Below are 13,319 nucleotides of genomic sequence, written 5' to 3'. Positions count from 1 at the left end.
CGTGGAAGCCCTGCAGGCCGATCTGGATGCCTGGCTGCACCACTACAACCATGAGCGACCGCACCTGGGCTACCGCAACCAGGGTCGACGACCATGGGAAACCGTTGAGCAATTTGTCAGACAAGGAGGTTAAGAGGACACCTAAGCATCACCGCCACCACCGGCAGCGCCGCAGCACCAGCGAACAGACCGAATAGACCGCGCCGGGTAGCAGCAGCCTGGAGCACACTGCCGGGACGCGCACCGACCGTCCCGGCAGCAGTCGAACCCGCCACGACCTTGCGGTCGGTGCTGGCGGCGGGCATCACGTACCCCACCGGCCCCACCCCATGGGCGGACCAGCCTTGAGCAACGCGATGACGGAGGACGGCACGCTTACCTTGCCTGAGCTGGGCCGTCCCTGATTGCTGATAATGACCGTACGCGGCCGCGAGGGCGCTTTCGCCTTCAGGTAAGCCTGGTAGCCAGCATGCCAATCTCCCCACGCCACGCGGATCCCGGCTGGAATATCGTCAAATTCCTCGACGTCGAGCCAGCATGCTGCCCCGGGGTTCGCGCCCGAGTGACACAGCGAGATCTCGTCAAGATGGATCCGGTTCATCACCTGGACGGACCGGCCAAACTCGGTGCAGTGCGTGAACCTGCTCCCTGCCTTCATCATGATCGAGCATGCGCGGAATTCGTTGCAAGCAACGCGCGATGCTAGCCAGGCGCTGGCACGATCGGTGACATCCAGCTCGAATGCCAAGCCGGCATGGTCTTCCCACAGCCTCAGCGAGCCGTTGCCAGTCCAAGCGTACCGACGGCTGGGATCATGGCTTAGCGCCGCATAGACGGGGCCGTGCTGATGCGCAAAGGCCCCGGGCTCGATGCGCTCGTAGATGCCGTTCTTGATCCTGTAGTCGAGCCCAGTGCAGGCGGCGTAGCCCCTGATCTTGAGCGGCTCGAGTCCGTCGGCGCTCATCGCAACGCTCCTGCCTGCCGCATCCGCCGCGCCCAGGCGGAAAGCCTGGAGTTGTAGTCGACGAGGTCGCCGAACTCGGCACCGGCGTCCGGCAGGGCTGCAGACGGCAACCCGGTCGCCTCGCCGATGCTGGCGCGGAGCTCGCGTTCCCGCGCGACCAGATCCGAGAGCTGCTGCACCAGGACCGCCATCTGGCCCACGACCTGGAAGTGCCGGGGGCGCACCAAGCCCACGACCCGCGCGCTCTCCCGGCCCCGTGCCGCCTCCCAGGCCTCCCGAACCGGCTTGAGCCGGCGAGCCAAAAGCTGTTCCTCATCCTCGAGGTCCTCGGTCAACCGGCGAAGCTGCCGCTCGGTCAGGGTCCGGCCGGCGAGGAACCGGGCAGCCCGCTCCAGGGAGAGCTTACTGGCCGCAGCATCGACTTCATCCGGCGGATCCTGCGCGAACCGCAGAGCCAACTGAGCATCCTCGAGTCGCTCCTGAGCGGCCTTGTGCTCAGCACGAACAGCTTCCCACTTGATCCGGGCTTCCTGGTATTCCGCCGAGAGCTTCACAACTAGACCTCATCCTATGCCTTGATCTGAACGATGACGCCTCAGACAGACAAAGTAGAGCGTTAGTTTCTGTCCGTACTAGCATTCTTGAGAATGCCCTCGATAGCAGTCCGAGATCGCGGCACACGATGGAACGACTTGAGGATGTGCCAGACGATACCTTCGGGACGGCCATCCAGTTCCGGCGGGCACTGAATCAAGCCTCGGTGACGGCGCAAGGCACCGCTCTCATATGCCTTCACCTGGTCGAGCACCTGCTGTGCACGGCGATCCAGGCTCCGCTGTGGTGGCAGAGCGGCATCAAGTTCGACGATGTACCGATTGCGGGCCCGCAGGCTGCCCCGGCGCAAGGCGATCTCGGCCTGCCGGGAGCAGCGGACGATGATGGCGTCCAGAGCAGCCAGCACGATGGGCTGGTAGACAGGCTCGACCGGCAGGTTTGCCAGGATCTGCGCGCGCGCATGCTGCAGCCGAGCTGGCAAGTCGTCGGCAGCCGGTGCTCCGTCCTCGCTAGGCGGCATCACCGCCTCCACCCTGCACCGGCTCCTGCCGGCGCGGGCGCTTTCTTGGCGGCGCCCAGACGGCAGCACCACACGGAACCAGGCGACGGAGCAGCTGCACACCCTCGTAGGTCTGGCCGCTTTCGATCCTCCCGACCGCAAACCGAATCGCCTGCTCGACCAGGGCGAGTCGCGCCCCGGCCATCATCTCCATCCCCTGATCCGACCTCCTCGCCATCACGCCCGCCCTTTCGGCGCCAGAAACCGAGACGATGGCAGCGGGTCGAAAAAGTCATCTGCAGGGTCGAAAACAGGCGGTTCCGGCACCTTGATTCGGGTTCTTTCGGCTGGATTCAGGCCCAAAAGGCCACCCAATTTGGTCAATGTCGCCAGCCGCGCGCCGGTCATCTCGCTGAAGTTGGTACGTTCCAGCCCCTTGAGCCTGCAGTAGGTTTCCAACGTCAACCTGTCTGGCGCACGCAGCCATGCGTCGGCCAAAGCCACGACTTCACGCCAGATCCTGCGCTCTGCGGTGCAGAGGCTCGCAGGTGGATCACCGATTTCGGCATTGATCGTCGGCTCGCCGGCACGTTGGTCATGGCGGTGCTTGCGGTAGCCACCGGTGAGTCGCAGCCGGGCAGTGGGTTGAGGAGGGCGACCTCTCATCAAAAGCTCCAATTTTGGCCGTGTATGCGTGAATGGGCGAATCCGGTACTTGAGTCAGAGGGCACCAGGGATTTCGGGCCGCCCCCTCCTGTTGATCGAGGCGGACGGCAGTGCCATCCGCTGCCCGCGCCAGCCGAAAGCGGCGACGATCGCTGGGGGCGACGCCGATCAGTTGGCGGTCATGCTCCACCAGGCGCTCGGCAGGCTCGGCCTCGTCAATGTGCTGATGCCGGCGAGGCGTGAGGATCGGACGTTGCTCGACGACCACCGAGCGCAACGGGCCTTTACGACCACTGCGGACGACGATGTATCGGGTGGTCATCGACGCTCCTCCTGCAGCACTACCGCCACTGCGTCAGCAAACTCCTTCAGCCGATCGACCAGCTGGGGAGACATCGTGGCCAACGGCGCCCGGATCTCTGGCCACCCGTTGACCAATCGTATCCGCCAACCTCGTTCGCGGGCTTCGGCCAGGGCAACACGAGCGGCCTCGATCGCGGATTGGCTGGGGTACGTCACAGGTCTTCCTCAGGCGGAGGAAGGGGCGCATCCGCCAGCTCGGGGTAGTCATCAAACGCTCTATTCAACTGGGCGTCCGAGATCTGGCCTTGCCGATGGTAGAACATGAGCAAATCCGCACGCTCGGCATCCTCCAGCGGATTGCCGTGGGCATCAGCCCGTGAACCGGCCAGGAACTCGACCAAAGCATCAGGAAAGGGGCGCCCGTCCCCGATGCAGTCCATGAGCACGTCGCCGGCGGCCCAGTGGTTCACGATGATGCCGGTGACGCGAAACATCCGCTTGGCCTCTTCACGCTCCTCGTCATAGCGACGGTGGTTCATGGGCAGAACTCCTGTTCGATCTCGTCCAACTCGCCGCGCAGCACGACCTCGGCATCGTCGCTGATCAGGTAGGCGGGCCAGCGGTCATGATTACTTGTAACGTCGGATGTGCTGAGAGGCGGAATCGGCAGCTGAATGCGCGCTGCCGGATAGATCATGACCGTCCAGCCCGAAGCTGTGAGTTCGTCCAGCAGATCAGGCGTCGGCGCGACCTCTTTGAAGTGAGCTTCCGGTGGGACCATTGCTCCAGATGCCGCCCGTCTGCCGGTGTAGCAGACAATGCCGCCTTCAGAGAGTACCTGCAGTCGGCGTCTGGTCAGGATGGTCAGGTCACCGTCCTGTCGTCCTGACCGCTCTAACCCGCTGTTTTTGTTGGGCTGGTCAGGATGGTCAGGATGGTCAGGATGGTCAGGATGGTCAGGACGAAAATTAGATCCGTGTGAGGAAGAGAAAAACACACGCACCCATGAGGCCCGTATATTCTCGCTGTTCTCATCCTGAACAGATTTATCGTACCGACCATCCTGACCATCCTGACCAGGCTTTGTTTTCAGAGAGTTACGGGAAAAGCCGTCCTGACCACCTCTCTGACCGTCCTGACCAAGCGCATGTCGGCCATTGCCATGCCCCACATTCTTCTTCGCGACCGCCTCATGCCGACGCGTGTAGAGGTTGGCCACCAGCCACGCCCTTCCGTCACGCCGCATCATCGGCGTCCACCACCCATTGATGACCGGCCGGGTCAATCTTCATGGCCTTCAAAAAGGCCTCGCGGTGCTCATCGAGGCTAAACAACTGATAGCGCGTCGGCCTTGGTTTGCCGTTCCAGGGTTCACGTGAGCGGAATGTCTCGAACCCGCTCGGAGACAACTCACGCAGCTTCACCCCTATCTGGTTGAGCGTGATCGGGTGACGATCGCCATGTTGCTTAGCGTATTCGACATAGGCACCGCGGAGCTCTTCACAGACGACATCAATGGGCCAATCAGCCTCACCAATTCCAAGGAGGTCGCCCATCATGAGGCAGTCGTACCAGAACTTGGTGAAGCTATCGGCGCCGATCAGTTTTTGCCTATTCAGGCCTTCGGTGTGCGGTGGCTCACGGTGGTTGAATTCAGAGAGATCCATCGCGAGCAGATCATGCAGCATCGCCGCCAGCTCATCGCCTTCGATCGCTGCGGCCAGATCGATGAAGTACTTCTTGTCGCCCTTCTTGGCATCGGAGACATCAAGCACGAAGTACCGCCGCTCTTCCGCAGAAACCGGCACCACCCATTCATTGTTCGAGGACATGACGATCTTGAGCCGGTTGGGGACCTGGAACGGATCCACGCCCTTCGGCTCGATCATGAGCGTGCGCTCGGTGACGACGGTCTTGAGAACCCCTTCGCCGGCCTTGTCCCCGCCCCAGAGCGCCTCGTCGAGGAACAGGAACAGCGCATCGACCAGGTGCGCGTTGAAGTTGCCGACCAGGTGCTTGGGGTTCGAGATGTGCAGGCTATGCCCGCGGAAGAAGCCCTTCATGATGTCGGCGAACATGCCCTTGCCGGCACCCTTGAGGCCCCTGAGCACGACCGCGGTCTCCGCCTGCTTTCCTGGCTGCTGGACGCAATAGGCCATCCACTGGATCAGCCAGTCGTAGTGGTCCTCACTGCCGCCGCAGATGATCTGCTTCAGGTGATACTGGATCTTCGGCCAGAGCCCCGGACAAGGAACGACTCCGAAGCCGCGCCAAAGGTTGTAGGTATCGGGTGGGCAAGGGCCGCTGGGGATCAGGGCAATGCAGCGATAGGTGCGGCGTTTGACATGTTCGACCCAGGCCGTGCCCTGATCCTTCCAGATCTGCGCACCCTTCTGGGTGTACCCGGTCATGTAGTGCCGGTGATTGAACAGGAGCTTGATGTCGGCCTGTCGGGAGAAGACCAGACGCTCCCGCTTCAGGACCTCATCGTACTCAACGCTGGCGATGCGCGTGGTACCGCCCATGGCTGCCACGAAGTACGTCGCGTTCATCGTCTCGACCATACGGTCGAGACGCTCGCGCCAGTCCCCAACTGGTTGCGCCGCATCCGCAGCTTCAACATGAGGGCCGGTCTCTCCACTGGGAGCGTCCGGCTGCTCGTCTGGTGGCCGAGCCTTGGCGTCCTGGAGAGCCTCCTGGCGGGCCTTGACGCCGGCTTGTTCGATCGTCGCCTTCACCGCCCTACGCGAGACGCCGGCCAGCTTGGCAGCCAGGTTGCGGAGACGCTCGCAGGTGACCAGGTCCAGGTCGCGCGCATGCGGCATGAGCTTGGCCAGCACAAAAGGCGCTGTCTCCCCTGCCTGGGTGATCTGCGCCTCAATAAAGGCGGCATCGTGGGCAAGGCGGTAGACGATGTTGCCGTGGGCAAACGAGTTGATGATCACCGAGCCATTGCTGTTCCAGTAGACCTTTGCCTTGCCCCGTCCGTAGCCCCTCCCCTCCAGCGGATCGGCCAGCGTCGTGCCACGGTAGCGCCCAGGATCTGCGAGAATGTCGGCGACGGATGCGGTCGTGTCGTCGTCGAACTCCAGGACATCGCGAGAGACAAGCTTGTGCTCGAGGCTGGAGACGATGATCGTCCGTGCCTCGGCAACATCGATCCCTCGGCTGTGCGCGAACGCCTCCGCCGCCTTTTCGATGGCCGCTTCGGCTTCTGGCTTGGCAGCCAGCTTGGCTGCGGTCACCAGCTTGGTGAACTGGGCTTCTTCGTCGGCCGTCAGCGGCGGGACCGCTTGGCGCGTGTCGAGGCGGGCCCCTTCATGCGCGATCGGTGTGCGTTCGGCCTGGTCCTGCGCCAGCGGTGCGACCACGGCGGGCGGACCCTCGAACACCAGACGCTCCGGTGAGCCGACACTGGTGTCGATGATGCTTCGGGTCAGGAGCGCGCCACGCTCAGCGACCATGATCCAGCCAAGCCCAGCCGACCACGCCCGCTTCTGCAGGGTATCCAAAAACCGGCGGATGTCCGCGCCGTCCTCAACGAACAGGTAGGCGTGGAGGCCGCCATTGCCGGGGAAACGCTCGCCGGTCTCGATGTTGTAGAGACCAGCCGACGTCGACGCGCGCTGCACTCGGGCAAGCGCGGCGAAATCGGGAATGAGCGCCGCGAGAGCTCCCTCGAATCCGCCGACCTCTTCCAGCCGACGCCTGACATCGGCAGGCATCGCCTTCTGGTCGTAGTCCAGCAACACCACCGACGGTGCCCCATCGGGGAACCTGAAGGTCTTTCTCGTCCTGCCGTGGGTACCGTTCGCAGGGTCGGCTACCTCGTCCCGCTCCAGCGCGATCTTGTCGGGCAAATCCGCCCTCAGATCACCGAGCACCAAGGCCTCGTCTGAGCCCAGATCGAGGATCTGAGTGGCGAGGTTCTTGGCGGGAGACCCGTTGAGCCGAACCCGCATGGCCGTGCCACGCGCCATGGCGCAGGGGCTGCCGTCAGACTTTGGGGTGCCATCCTCGCCGAGGCTGATCCGCTTACAGAGTAGTGCCCCACCCTGCTTCTTCACGCGGGTGAGGCGGATCTCCGTCTGATCGAGACTGCTATGACGAGATGACGACTCGGTTCGCTGTGGGCCGGCATCGTTCAAGTCGATACCCGGCGGCGAGGCCTGCCCCTGCCCCTCGGTCGCGTTCCAGTTCAGCGCCGCCATCACGCGGGCCACTCCGAAATCGGCGCGTCCTCGTTGACCCGCCGCCAGCGGTGCAGGGCGAAGAGCTCCGCCTCGATCTCGGCAGCAATTTGGCGGACCAGCCGGCCGGAGCAGCGCGGGTCCATCACGCGCCGGTGCTGGGTGATCAGCCACAGTCGCCCGCGAGCGGTTTGAGCTTTCAGACCATGCGAGGTGACGCTATGAGTGACGCCATCCTCGTTCGCCGCCGTGTCCTGCCAGGGACCGGCGGCAATCTCCTCGTTCTTCTTCATGGTTACGCCGCCTGCCCGACCGTCAGGCGAGCATAGAACTCGGTCAGGCGCTGCTTCGACGCCACCCACCGAGTCCCGAGCTTGCCGGCAGGCAAGAGCCCCTTCTCCAACAGGTAGATCGTCCTGCGTCGCGGTTCGCCGACGAACGCAGCAATGGCCTCGGCACCCTGGAGGAGGTCATCTGCCGGGGCCAACTTGGCGGAACTATCCATCACACCTCCTTAGACAATGGACAACTCTTGTCCTTTGATGCTCAAAAAGGGGGTTACCCCTGCAAACGCGAGAAAAGGTCAGTCAAAAACACCACGAACGTGCTGACGTGGTCATCTGACTTGCTCTTGTTAGAAAGTCGGTTCGCAAAGCTCATTCTACCCTCTAGCCCAAATACTAAGCCAGGTCGGTCAGCTGGCTTATGCATCTCGACCCACAAGACTATGTCGGCTTTGCCAGAGACAGCATCTTGCCAGAGCTGCCAATCATTTGCATTGGCGCGACGTTCAATGCTGAAGCCCAAAGACTTCACCACGCGGTCGATGAGACTCGGCGGAAGTTTCCACTTCCCGATCTCGAACAGCAAAGCCGCCGAATAAAGTGCGCTGTCTTCGTATTCCCGATGCCGTCCCGTGCCGGTGAAGACGCTTTCGCCTGCACCCAACGAGAGAAGGCCGATCTGCGTCCAATGCCGAAGCTGCCGCACGGCCGCAGCAAGCTCCTGCTCATCCGCATGAGGAAGGACGCGCTTCGCCAGATCCGTAACGGTCATCGTCATAGCGATACGATTAAGGACAAAGGATGTCCTTTGCAAGCAGATTGTACTAAGCGTTCTCTGACAGTTTGATGTGGCTTAGGTTTGGGCATGGCCAGCATCCGTAAACGCACATGGAAAACTGACGGCCGCGAGCGCGCCGCATGGGTCGTGGACTATGTCGACGCGGCCGGACGCCGACGCTTGAAGACGTTCCAGACGAAGAAGGCCGCCGATGCCTGGTCGGTGCAGGCTCAGCATCAGGTTGCGTCAGGAACTCACACACCCGAAAGCGGATCTCTGACGGTGGAGGCTGCCGGCAAGCTCTGGATCAAGCGCTGTGAGCTCGACGGCCTCGAGGCCTCTACCCTGCGGCAGTACCAAGGACACCTGGACCATCACATCTTCCCTGCCCTCGGCTCCGTGAAGCTGTCGCGCCTAAACGCACCACAGGTCGGCCGCTTCATCGAAACCATGTTGGCGACCAAGTCTCGCGCGCTGACCAGGAAGGTTCTGGTATCGCTTAGGCAGCTACTGAGCTCGGCCCAACGGCAAGGCTTGGTGGCGCAAAATGCGGCCGCCGCGGTGCGGGTGGCAGGACAGGAACGACACGAGGATAAGGTCGAGATCATCTCTCCGGCCGAAGCCCGCATGCTACTGGCTAAGGCCAGCGATCGGGTCCGCCCGCTTCTTGCTACTGCGATCTTCACCGGCCTGCGCGCCAGCGAGCTCCGAGGGCTTCGGTGGATTGATCTGGATCTGGACAAGGCTCGCCTGGCGGTCACGCAGCGAGCGGATGAGAACGGCCACATTGGCAGCCCGAAGTCAGCATCATCTCGTCGGACGATCCCGCTACCACCTGCCGTGGTCGGATGGCTTAGGGAATGGCAATCGATCTGCCCCAAGGGTGACCTCGATCTCGTCTTCCCCAACGGTGCCGGCAAGCCCGAGAGCCTCGCTAACCTAAAGAACAGGGTCTGGGGTCCACTCCAGATCGAATGCGGGCTTACGGTCTCCCGAAGGAACAAGGCTGGGCAACCAGTTGCACGTCCTCGGCACGGGCTGCACGTCACTAGGCACTTCTACGCCAGCTGGTTGATCAACCAAGGCTTCAGCCCTAAGCGTGTTCAGACCCTCATGGGCCACAGCACGATCAAGCTGACACTCGATGTGTACGGTCATTTGTGGCCTGACGAGGATGACGATGCTGCTCGTTTAGCGGCCGCAGAAACGGCCCTCATCTCAGCTGAGCGCGACAAGGACGCGACAAACGGCGGCAAATTGTTGATCTACAACGATAAACCAGCGGACTGAAAACCCGCGTGTCGGCGGTTCAAATCCGTCCCTGGGCACCATTGCCGCTCCAAACATCCTTTCGTCGCCTCCTATCAAGGGAGTGCGTCGTCTCGTGGCGGCCGACGCGAGCGTAGCCGTCATTCCTCCCAGCCAGCGCCAGCCCGATCACCGTACGCAGATCCGCGGCCTTCTCAGCCATGGCCCAGCCCCTGCGCCATCGTCCGGCCCGTGAAGTCGAGCCATGGCTTGTTGAACCAGTCGCGGTGCTTGTCGGTGCGGCCCCGCCAGATCATGACCGGCCCGTTGCCGGCCCAGCTGCCGGACGCGGCCTTCGATGTTCTTGAATGTCGATGGCAACTGGTTCCGGTCGGCACAGTCGTTCTTGCCCAGCATGACAATCGACCACTCCTGGCGCCAGGAACGACCCTCACATGGCGCAGCACCCCGGGCCATGCCCTTGCGACCGGCGCAGCCGGCGGCGTCAGCTCCGGTCCATCCTGTCCTTCCCCGGCAGGAAGCGCTCGGCGATCCTGACCAGGGTGACGATGAAGATGCCGAAGGCGAGGCCTACCAGCACGACGTCCTTCTGGCCGGCTCCTGCGGCAATCCCCACCGCGGATGCCAGCCAGATGTTCGCGGCGGACGTCAGGTTGTGGACATCGGTCTTGGACACGAAGATCGCGCCAGCTGCGACGAACCCGATTGCCTGGGCCAAGCCTTGAATGACCCGCAGCGGGTCCGGCGATCCGCTGGGGTGATCCCTCAGCTCGTAATAGAGGATCAAGGCCGAGATCGTGATGAGCGCCGAACTCATCGCCACCAGCGCGTGAGTGCGAATGCCCGCCGAGATGCCTCGGAGCTCCCGGTCCAGTCCGAGAAGGAGGCCCGCTCCCGTGGCCATGCCGACACGAATGACGATTTCAGTGATATCCATGGCCTCTTCCGCTGCGGCCTGCTGCCTTCCACGCCCCTACACCAGGGTGCCGCCAATGTGCACCAGCACACCTAGAGGCTGCCCGGCGCGGTCAACGCCGCCCATCACTCCCGATCCCAGGCAAAAGGATGCACTTGCCAGGGACGCAGATCTACGTATTGTTCGGTGTAACGATTTACGGGAAGGCGATCATCCGCGCAGTTATCGCGGGATCCAGGACAAGATGACGTCGGTTTCGGCCCGATCTGCAGGGTACGAAAGATCGTCACCTCCATAGCCTGTAGGGCGGACGGACCGGTGACGTTTGTCCAGGCTGGCACTAGTTCAGCTGAAGCAAGATCAAGAGGAGGCCTAAACAATGAAACGTAGAACCGCACTGTTGCTGGCCGGGACGATCGTCGCGACCTGGCCGATGATCAGCCAGGCTCAGACCGGCATCGACTGGGCGTCCGAGCTGGGAAAGTACCCGGACACCACGCTGCGGATCCTGATGATCCAGGATCCCTGGGTCAGCGGCTTCCAGCAGTTGAACCCGACCTTCGAGCAGCTGACGGGCACGAAGGTGGTCATTGACGCGTTCGGCTACGACCAGACCCACGAGAAGGAAGTGCTGGAGGGCACGTCGCAGAGCTCGCAGTACGACATCATCGTGCTGGACTCCCCTTGGGTCGGCGAGTTCTGGAGCGGCGAGTTCGTCGAGGACCTGAAGCCCTATATCGAGAAGACGAAGCCGGAAGTGCTGGCATGGGACGACTTCGTCCCGGCCTTCCAGACGGTCGCAGAGTGGGAGGACACGATCGTCGGCGTGCCGTTCGGCGCCTATTTCATGATGCTGCACTACCGCAAGGACCTGTTCGAGAAGGCCGGGCTGCAGCCGCCCAAGACGATCGACGAGTTCAAGGCGGCCGCCAAGCACTTCACTAACAACCCCGACTTTCCCGGCATGTACGGCACGGCGCTCAACAACGCGCGCGGTGCCGCGATCGGCCAGTCCTTCTTCGAGTGGATCTTCAACTTCGGCGGCAAGCCGTTCGCCACTACGGTGCCGGGCAACCCCGACCCCTACAGCGACATGACCCCGCAGTTCAACTCACCCGAAGCCAAGCAGGTCTTCGAGTTCTTCAAGGAAATGCTGCAGTACCAGCCATCGGGCGCCGAATCGATCGCCTGGGAAGAGCGGGCCGCGACGTTCACCACGGGCAAGACCGCGATGATCACGGCCTGGTCAGTGCGCACGCCGGGCTTCTACGATCCGTCCAAGAGCCAGATCGCCGACAAGATCGGGACCACGGTCTTCCCGCACAAGGAAGGCATCGACGGCGTGCCGCCGCTGGGTGGCTGGGTGATGGGCATCAACAGCCACAGCAACCAGAAGGACCTCGCCTGGGACTACATCAAGTGGTTCACCAGCAAGGACGTCCACAAGCAGTTCGTCCTCCTGGGCGGCCCACCCAGCCGGCTGTCGGCGATCCAGGATCCCGAGATCCGGGCGAAGATGCCTTGGGTGGAGACGATCGAGGAAAGCCAGAAGAACGTCTACGCGGAGTGCCGGCCGCGTATTCCTGAATCCTTCGAGATCATCGACACGGTGGGCCTGAACTTCTCGCGTGCCCTGCAGAACCAGGTCTCCGTCGACGAGGCGCTGAGCGAGCTTCAGACGACGATCGCGGAGCTGATGAGCAAGGGCGGCTACACCGTCCAGCAGTAACCGGTACTTGCATGAATGGCCGGGTCCTGGCACCCGGCCATTCTGTTGCGGGGTAATGCAAGTTGGTCAGCCGAACGACGAAGCTGCTGTTCATCGCGCCGGGCATCATATATCTCGCCGTCATCGGGCTCTTTCCCTTCTTCTACTCGCTCTACATGAGCATGACGTCGTTGAACCTGACCCGGCCCCGCCGCAGCCAGTTCATCGGTATCGACAACTACGTCAATTTGTTGTCCGATCCCCTGTTCCAGAAGGCGATCCTGAACACAGGCATCCTGGCCGGCACCTCGATCACGCTGGAAATCGTCATCGGCTTTGCCATCGCGAAGCTGTTCTACGAGATCGCGCACCTCCCGACGGTGAACTGGCTCCGGACCTTCTTCATCCTGCCGATGATGGTTACGCCCGTGATCACCGGCCTGATGTTCACCTACATGCTCAACCCGACGCTCGGCATTGCGAACTACCTTCTGAGCCTGGCGGGACTGCCGGGGCTGGCCTGGTTCGGGTCAACACAGACGGCACTCTTGTCCGTGATCGCCGTGAATGTCTGGCAGTGGACGCCGTTCCTGATGCTCATCATGCTGGCCGGGCTGATGGCCATCCCCCGCGAGATCCACGAAGCCGCGGCGCTGGACGGCGCTGCCTGGTACCAGGTCTCCTGGAACATCGAGATTCCGTCGCTCTGGGACGTGCTGCTGGTCGGCGCGATCATCCGGCTGATCGACAACCTGCGCTTCTTCGACGTCGTCTACATCGCCACCCGCGGCGGTCCCGGCGACGCTACCGAAGTCATCAGCATGTTCGCCTACCGGCAGTCCTTCCAGTTCTTCAACATGGGGTATGGCTCAGCCGCTGCGATCGTGATCCTGTTCATCACCCTTGCCGTCACTACGCTGGCGATGCGTTATCTGCGGAGGACGGAGCATGCCTAGTTCGCGGCGCCGCGCGACCCTGCTCTATGGCATCGCCCTGGTCCTCACCCTGATCAATCTGGCGCCGTTGATCTGGATCGGCCTCACCGCGTTCAAGACCAGGATGGAGATCTACCAGCTCCCGCCGGTCTGGATTCCCGATTTCACCTATGTTGAGAACTTCCGCGCCGTGCTGAGCGAGTATTGGCCGTTCCTCGTCAACTCGATCGCGATCACCCTGTGCAGCACGGT

General features: G+C 62.6%; 15 protein-coding genes and 2 pseudogenes. 5 read left to right on the top strand and 12 right to left on the bottom strand.

The window, feature by feature from the left end; genetic code table 11:
• Positions 1–133: pseudogene (locus tag VHL31_RS03240) on the top strand (IS481 family transposase); the annotation flags it as partial.
• Between the two features lie 171 nt (positions 134–304).
• On the opposite strand, the gene VHL31_RS03235 reads toward VHL31_RS03240, so the two are convergent.
• The 11 genes from VHL31_RS03235 to VHL31_RS03185 form a co-directional block, all read right to left on the bottom strand.
• A complete protein-coding gene (locus tag VHL31_RS03235) occupies positions 305–964 on the bottom strand; it encodes an HK97 family phage prohead protease (protein ID WP_329659766.1) in 660 nt (219 codons plus the stop codon).
• Complete coding sequence (locus tag VHL31_RS03230; protein WP_329659765.1) at positions 961–1,422, bottom strand: hypothetical protein; 462 nt, start codon at positions 1,420–1,422, stop codon at positions 961–963. The genes VHL31_RS03235 and VHL31_RS03230 overlap by 4 nt, the downstream gene beginning before the upstream one ends.
• 158 nt (positions 1,423–1,580) lie before the next feature.
• Complete coding sequence (locus tag VHL31_RS03225; protein ID WP_329659764.1) at positions 1,581–2,039, bottom strand: hypothetical protein; 459 nt, start codon at positions 2,037–2,039, stop codon at positions 1,581–1,583.
• Positions 2,029–2,256: a hypothetical protein gene (locus VHL31_RS03220; protein ID WP_329659763.1), complete on the bottom strand. Its 228-nt coding sequence runs from the start codon at positions 2,254–2,256 to the stop codon at positions 2,029–2,031. The genes VHL31_RS03225 and VHL31_RS03220 overlap by 11 nt, the downstream gene beginning before the upstream one ends.
• The gene (locus VHL31_RS03215) at positions 2,256–2,684 is read right to left on the bottom strand and encodes a hypothetical protein (protein ID WP_329659762.1); all 429 of its coding nucleotides are present in this window, start codon (positions 2,682–2,684) and stop codon (positions 2,256–2,258) included. Before VHL31_RS03215 ends, VHL31_RS03220 begins: the two co-directional genes overlap by 1 nt.
• 515 nt (positions 2,685–3,199) lie before the next feature.
• Positions 3,200–3,526 carry a hypothetical protein gene (locus VHL31_RS03210; protein ID WP_329659761.1) on the bottom strand — a complete coding sequence of 109 codons (327 nt, stop codon included), beginning with the start codon at positions 3,524–3,526 and terminating at the stop codon, positions 3,200–3,202.
• Positions 3,523–4,236, bottom strand: a complete 714-nt coding sequence (locus VHL31_RS03205; protein ID WP_329659760.1) for a hypothetical protein — start codon at positions 4,234–4,236, stop codon at positions 3,523–3,525. The genes VHL31_RS03210 and VHL31_RS03205 overlap by 4 nt, the downstream gene beginning before the upstream one ends.
• Entirely contained in the window at positions 4,223–7,198 is a 2,976-nt protein-coding gene (locus VHL31_RS03200) for a primase-helicase family protein (protein ID WP_329659759.1), read from the bottom strand. The genes VHL31_RS03205 and VHL31_RS03200 overlap by 14 nt, the downstream gene beginning before the upstream one ends.
• The gene (locus VHL31_RS03195) at positions 7,198–7,470 is read right to left on the bottom strand and encodes a hypothetical protein (RefSeq protein ID WP_329659758.1); all 273 of its coding nucleotides are present in this window, start codon (positions 7,468–7,470) and stop codon (positions 7,198–7,200) included. The genes VHL31_RS03200 and VHL31_RS03195 overlap by 1 nt, the downstream gene beginning before the upstream one ends.
• 2 nt (positions 7,471–7,472) lie before the next feature.
• Positions 7,473–7,682 (bottom strand): hypothetical protein, encoded by a 210-nt coding sequence (locus VHL31_RS03190; protein ID WP_329659757.1) that lies wholly within the window; start codon positions 7,680–7,682, stop codon positions 7,473–7,475.
• Positions 7,683–7,735: 53 nt separating this feature from the next.
• Positions 7,736–8,233 (bottom strand): hypothetical protein, encoded by a 498-nt coding sequence (locus VHL31_RS03185; RefSeq protein ID WP_329659756.1) that lies wholly within the window; start codon positions 8,231–8,233, stop codon positions 7,736–7,738.
• A 93-nt stretch (positions 8,234–8,326) separates the two neighbouring features.
• On the opposite strand from VHL31_RS03185, the gene VHL31_RS03180 reads away from it, so the two are divergent.
• Positions 8,327–9,529 (top strand): tyrosine-type recombinase/integrase, encoded by a 1,203-nt coding sequence (locus VHL31_RS03180; protein WP_329659755.1) that lies wholly within the window; start codon positions 8,327–8,329, stop codon positions 9,527–9,529.
• A gap of 463 nt (positions 9,530–9,992) precedes the next feature.
• Here VHL31_RS03180 and VHL31_RS03175 read toward each other — a convergent pair whose 3' ends face one another.
• Positions 9,993–10,445 carry an MgtC/SapB family protein gene (locus VHL31_RS03175; RefSeq protein ID WP_329659754.1) on the bottom strand — a complete coding sequence of 151 codons (453 nt, stop codon included), beginning with the start codon at positions 10,443–10,445 and terminating at the stop codon, positions 9,993–9,995.
• 358 nt (positions 10,446–10,803) lie between these two features.
• Between VHL31_RS03175 and VHL31_RS03170 the strand changes: the two genes are divergently transcribed.
• The 3 genes and pseudogenes from VHL31_RS03170 to VHL31_RS03160 form a co-directional block, all read left to right on the top strand.
• Positions 10,804–12,153 carry an extracellular solute-binding protein gene (locus VHL31_RS03170; protein ID WP_329659753.1) on the top strand — a complete coding sequence of 450 codons (1,350 nt, stop codon included), beginning with the start codon at positions 10,804–10,806 and terminating at the stop codon, positions 12,151–12,153.
• A gap of 62 nt (positions 12,154–12,215) precedes the next feature.
• The gene (locus tag VHL31_RS03165; protein ID WP_329659752.1) at positions 12,216–13,088 is read left to right on the top strand and encodes a sugar ABC transporter permease; all 873 of its coding nucleotides are present in this window, start codon (positions 12,216–12,218) and stop codon (positions 13,086–13,088) included.
• Positions 13,081–13,319, top strand: a pseudogene (locus tag VHL31_RS03160) (hypothetical protein); the annotation flags it as partial. The gene VHL31_RS03165 and the pseudogene VHL31_RS03160, both read left to right, overlap by 8 nt.

The organism is Geminicoccus sp. (assembly GCF_036263595.1).
GTDB lineage: Bacteria > Pseudomonadota > Alphaproteobacteria > Geminicoccales > Geminicoccaceae > Geminicoccus.
The sequence above is the reverse complement of the archived record's forward strand: the minus strand, read 5'-3'. Positions and strand labels throughout refer to the sequence as shown.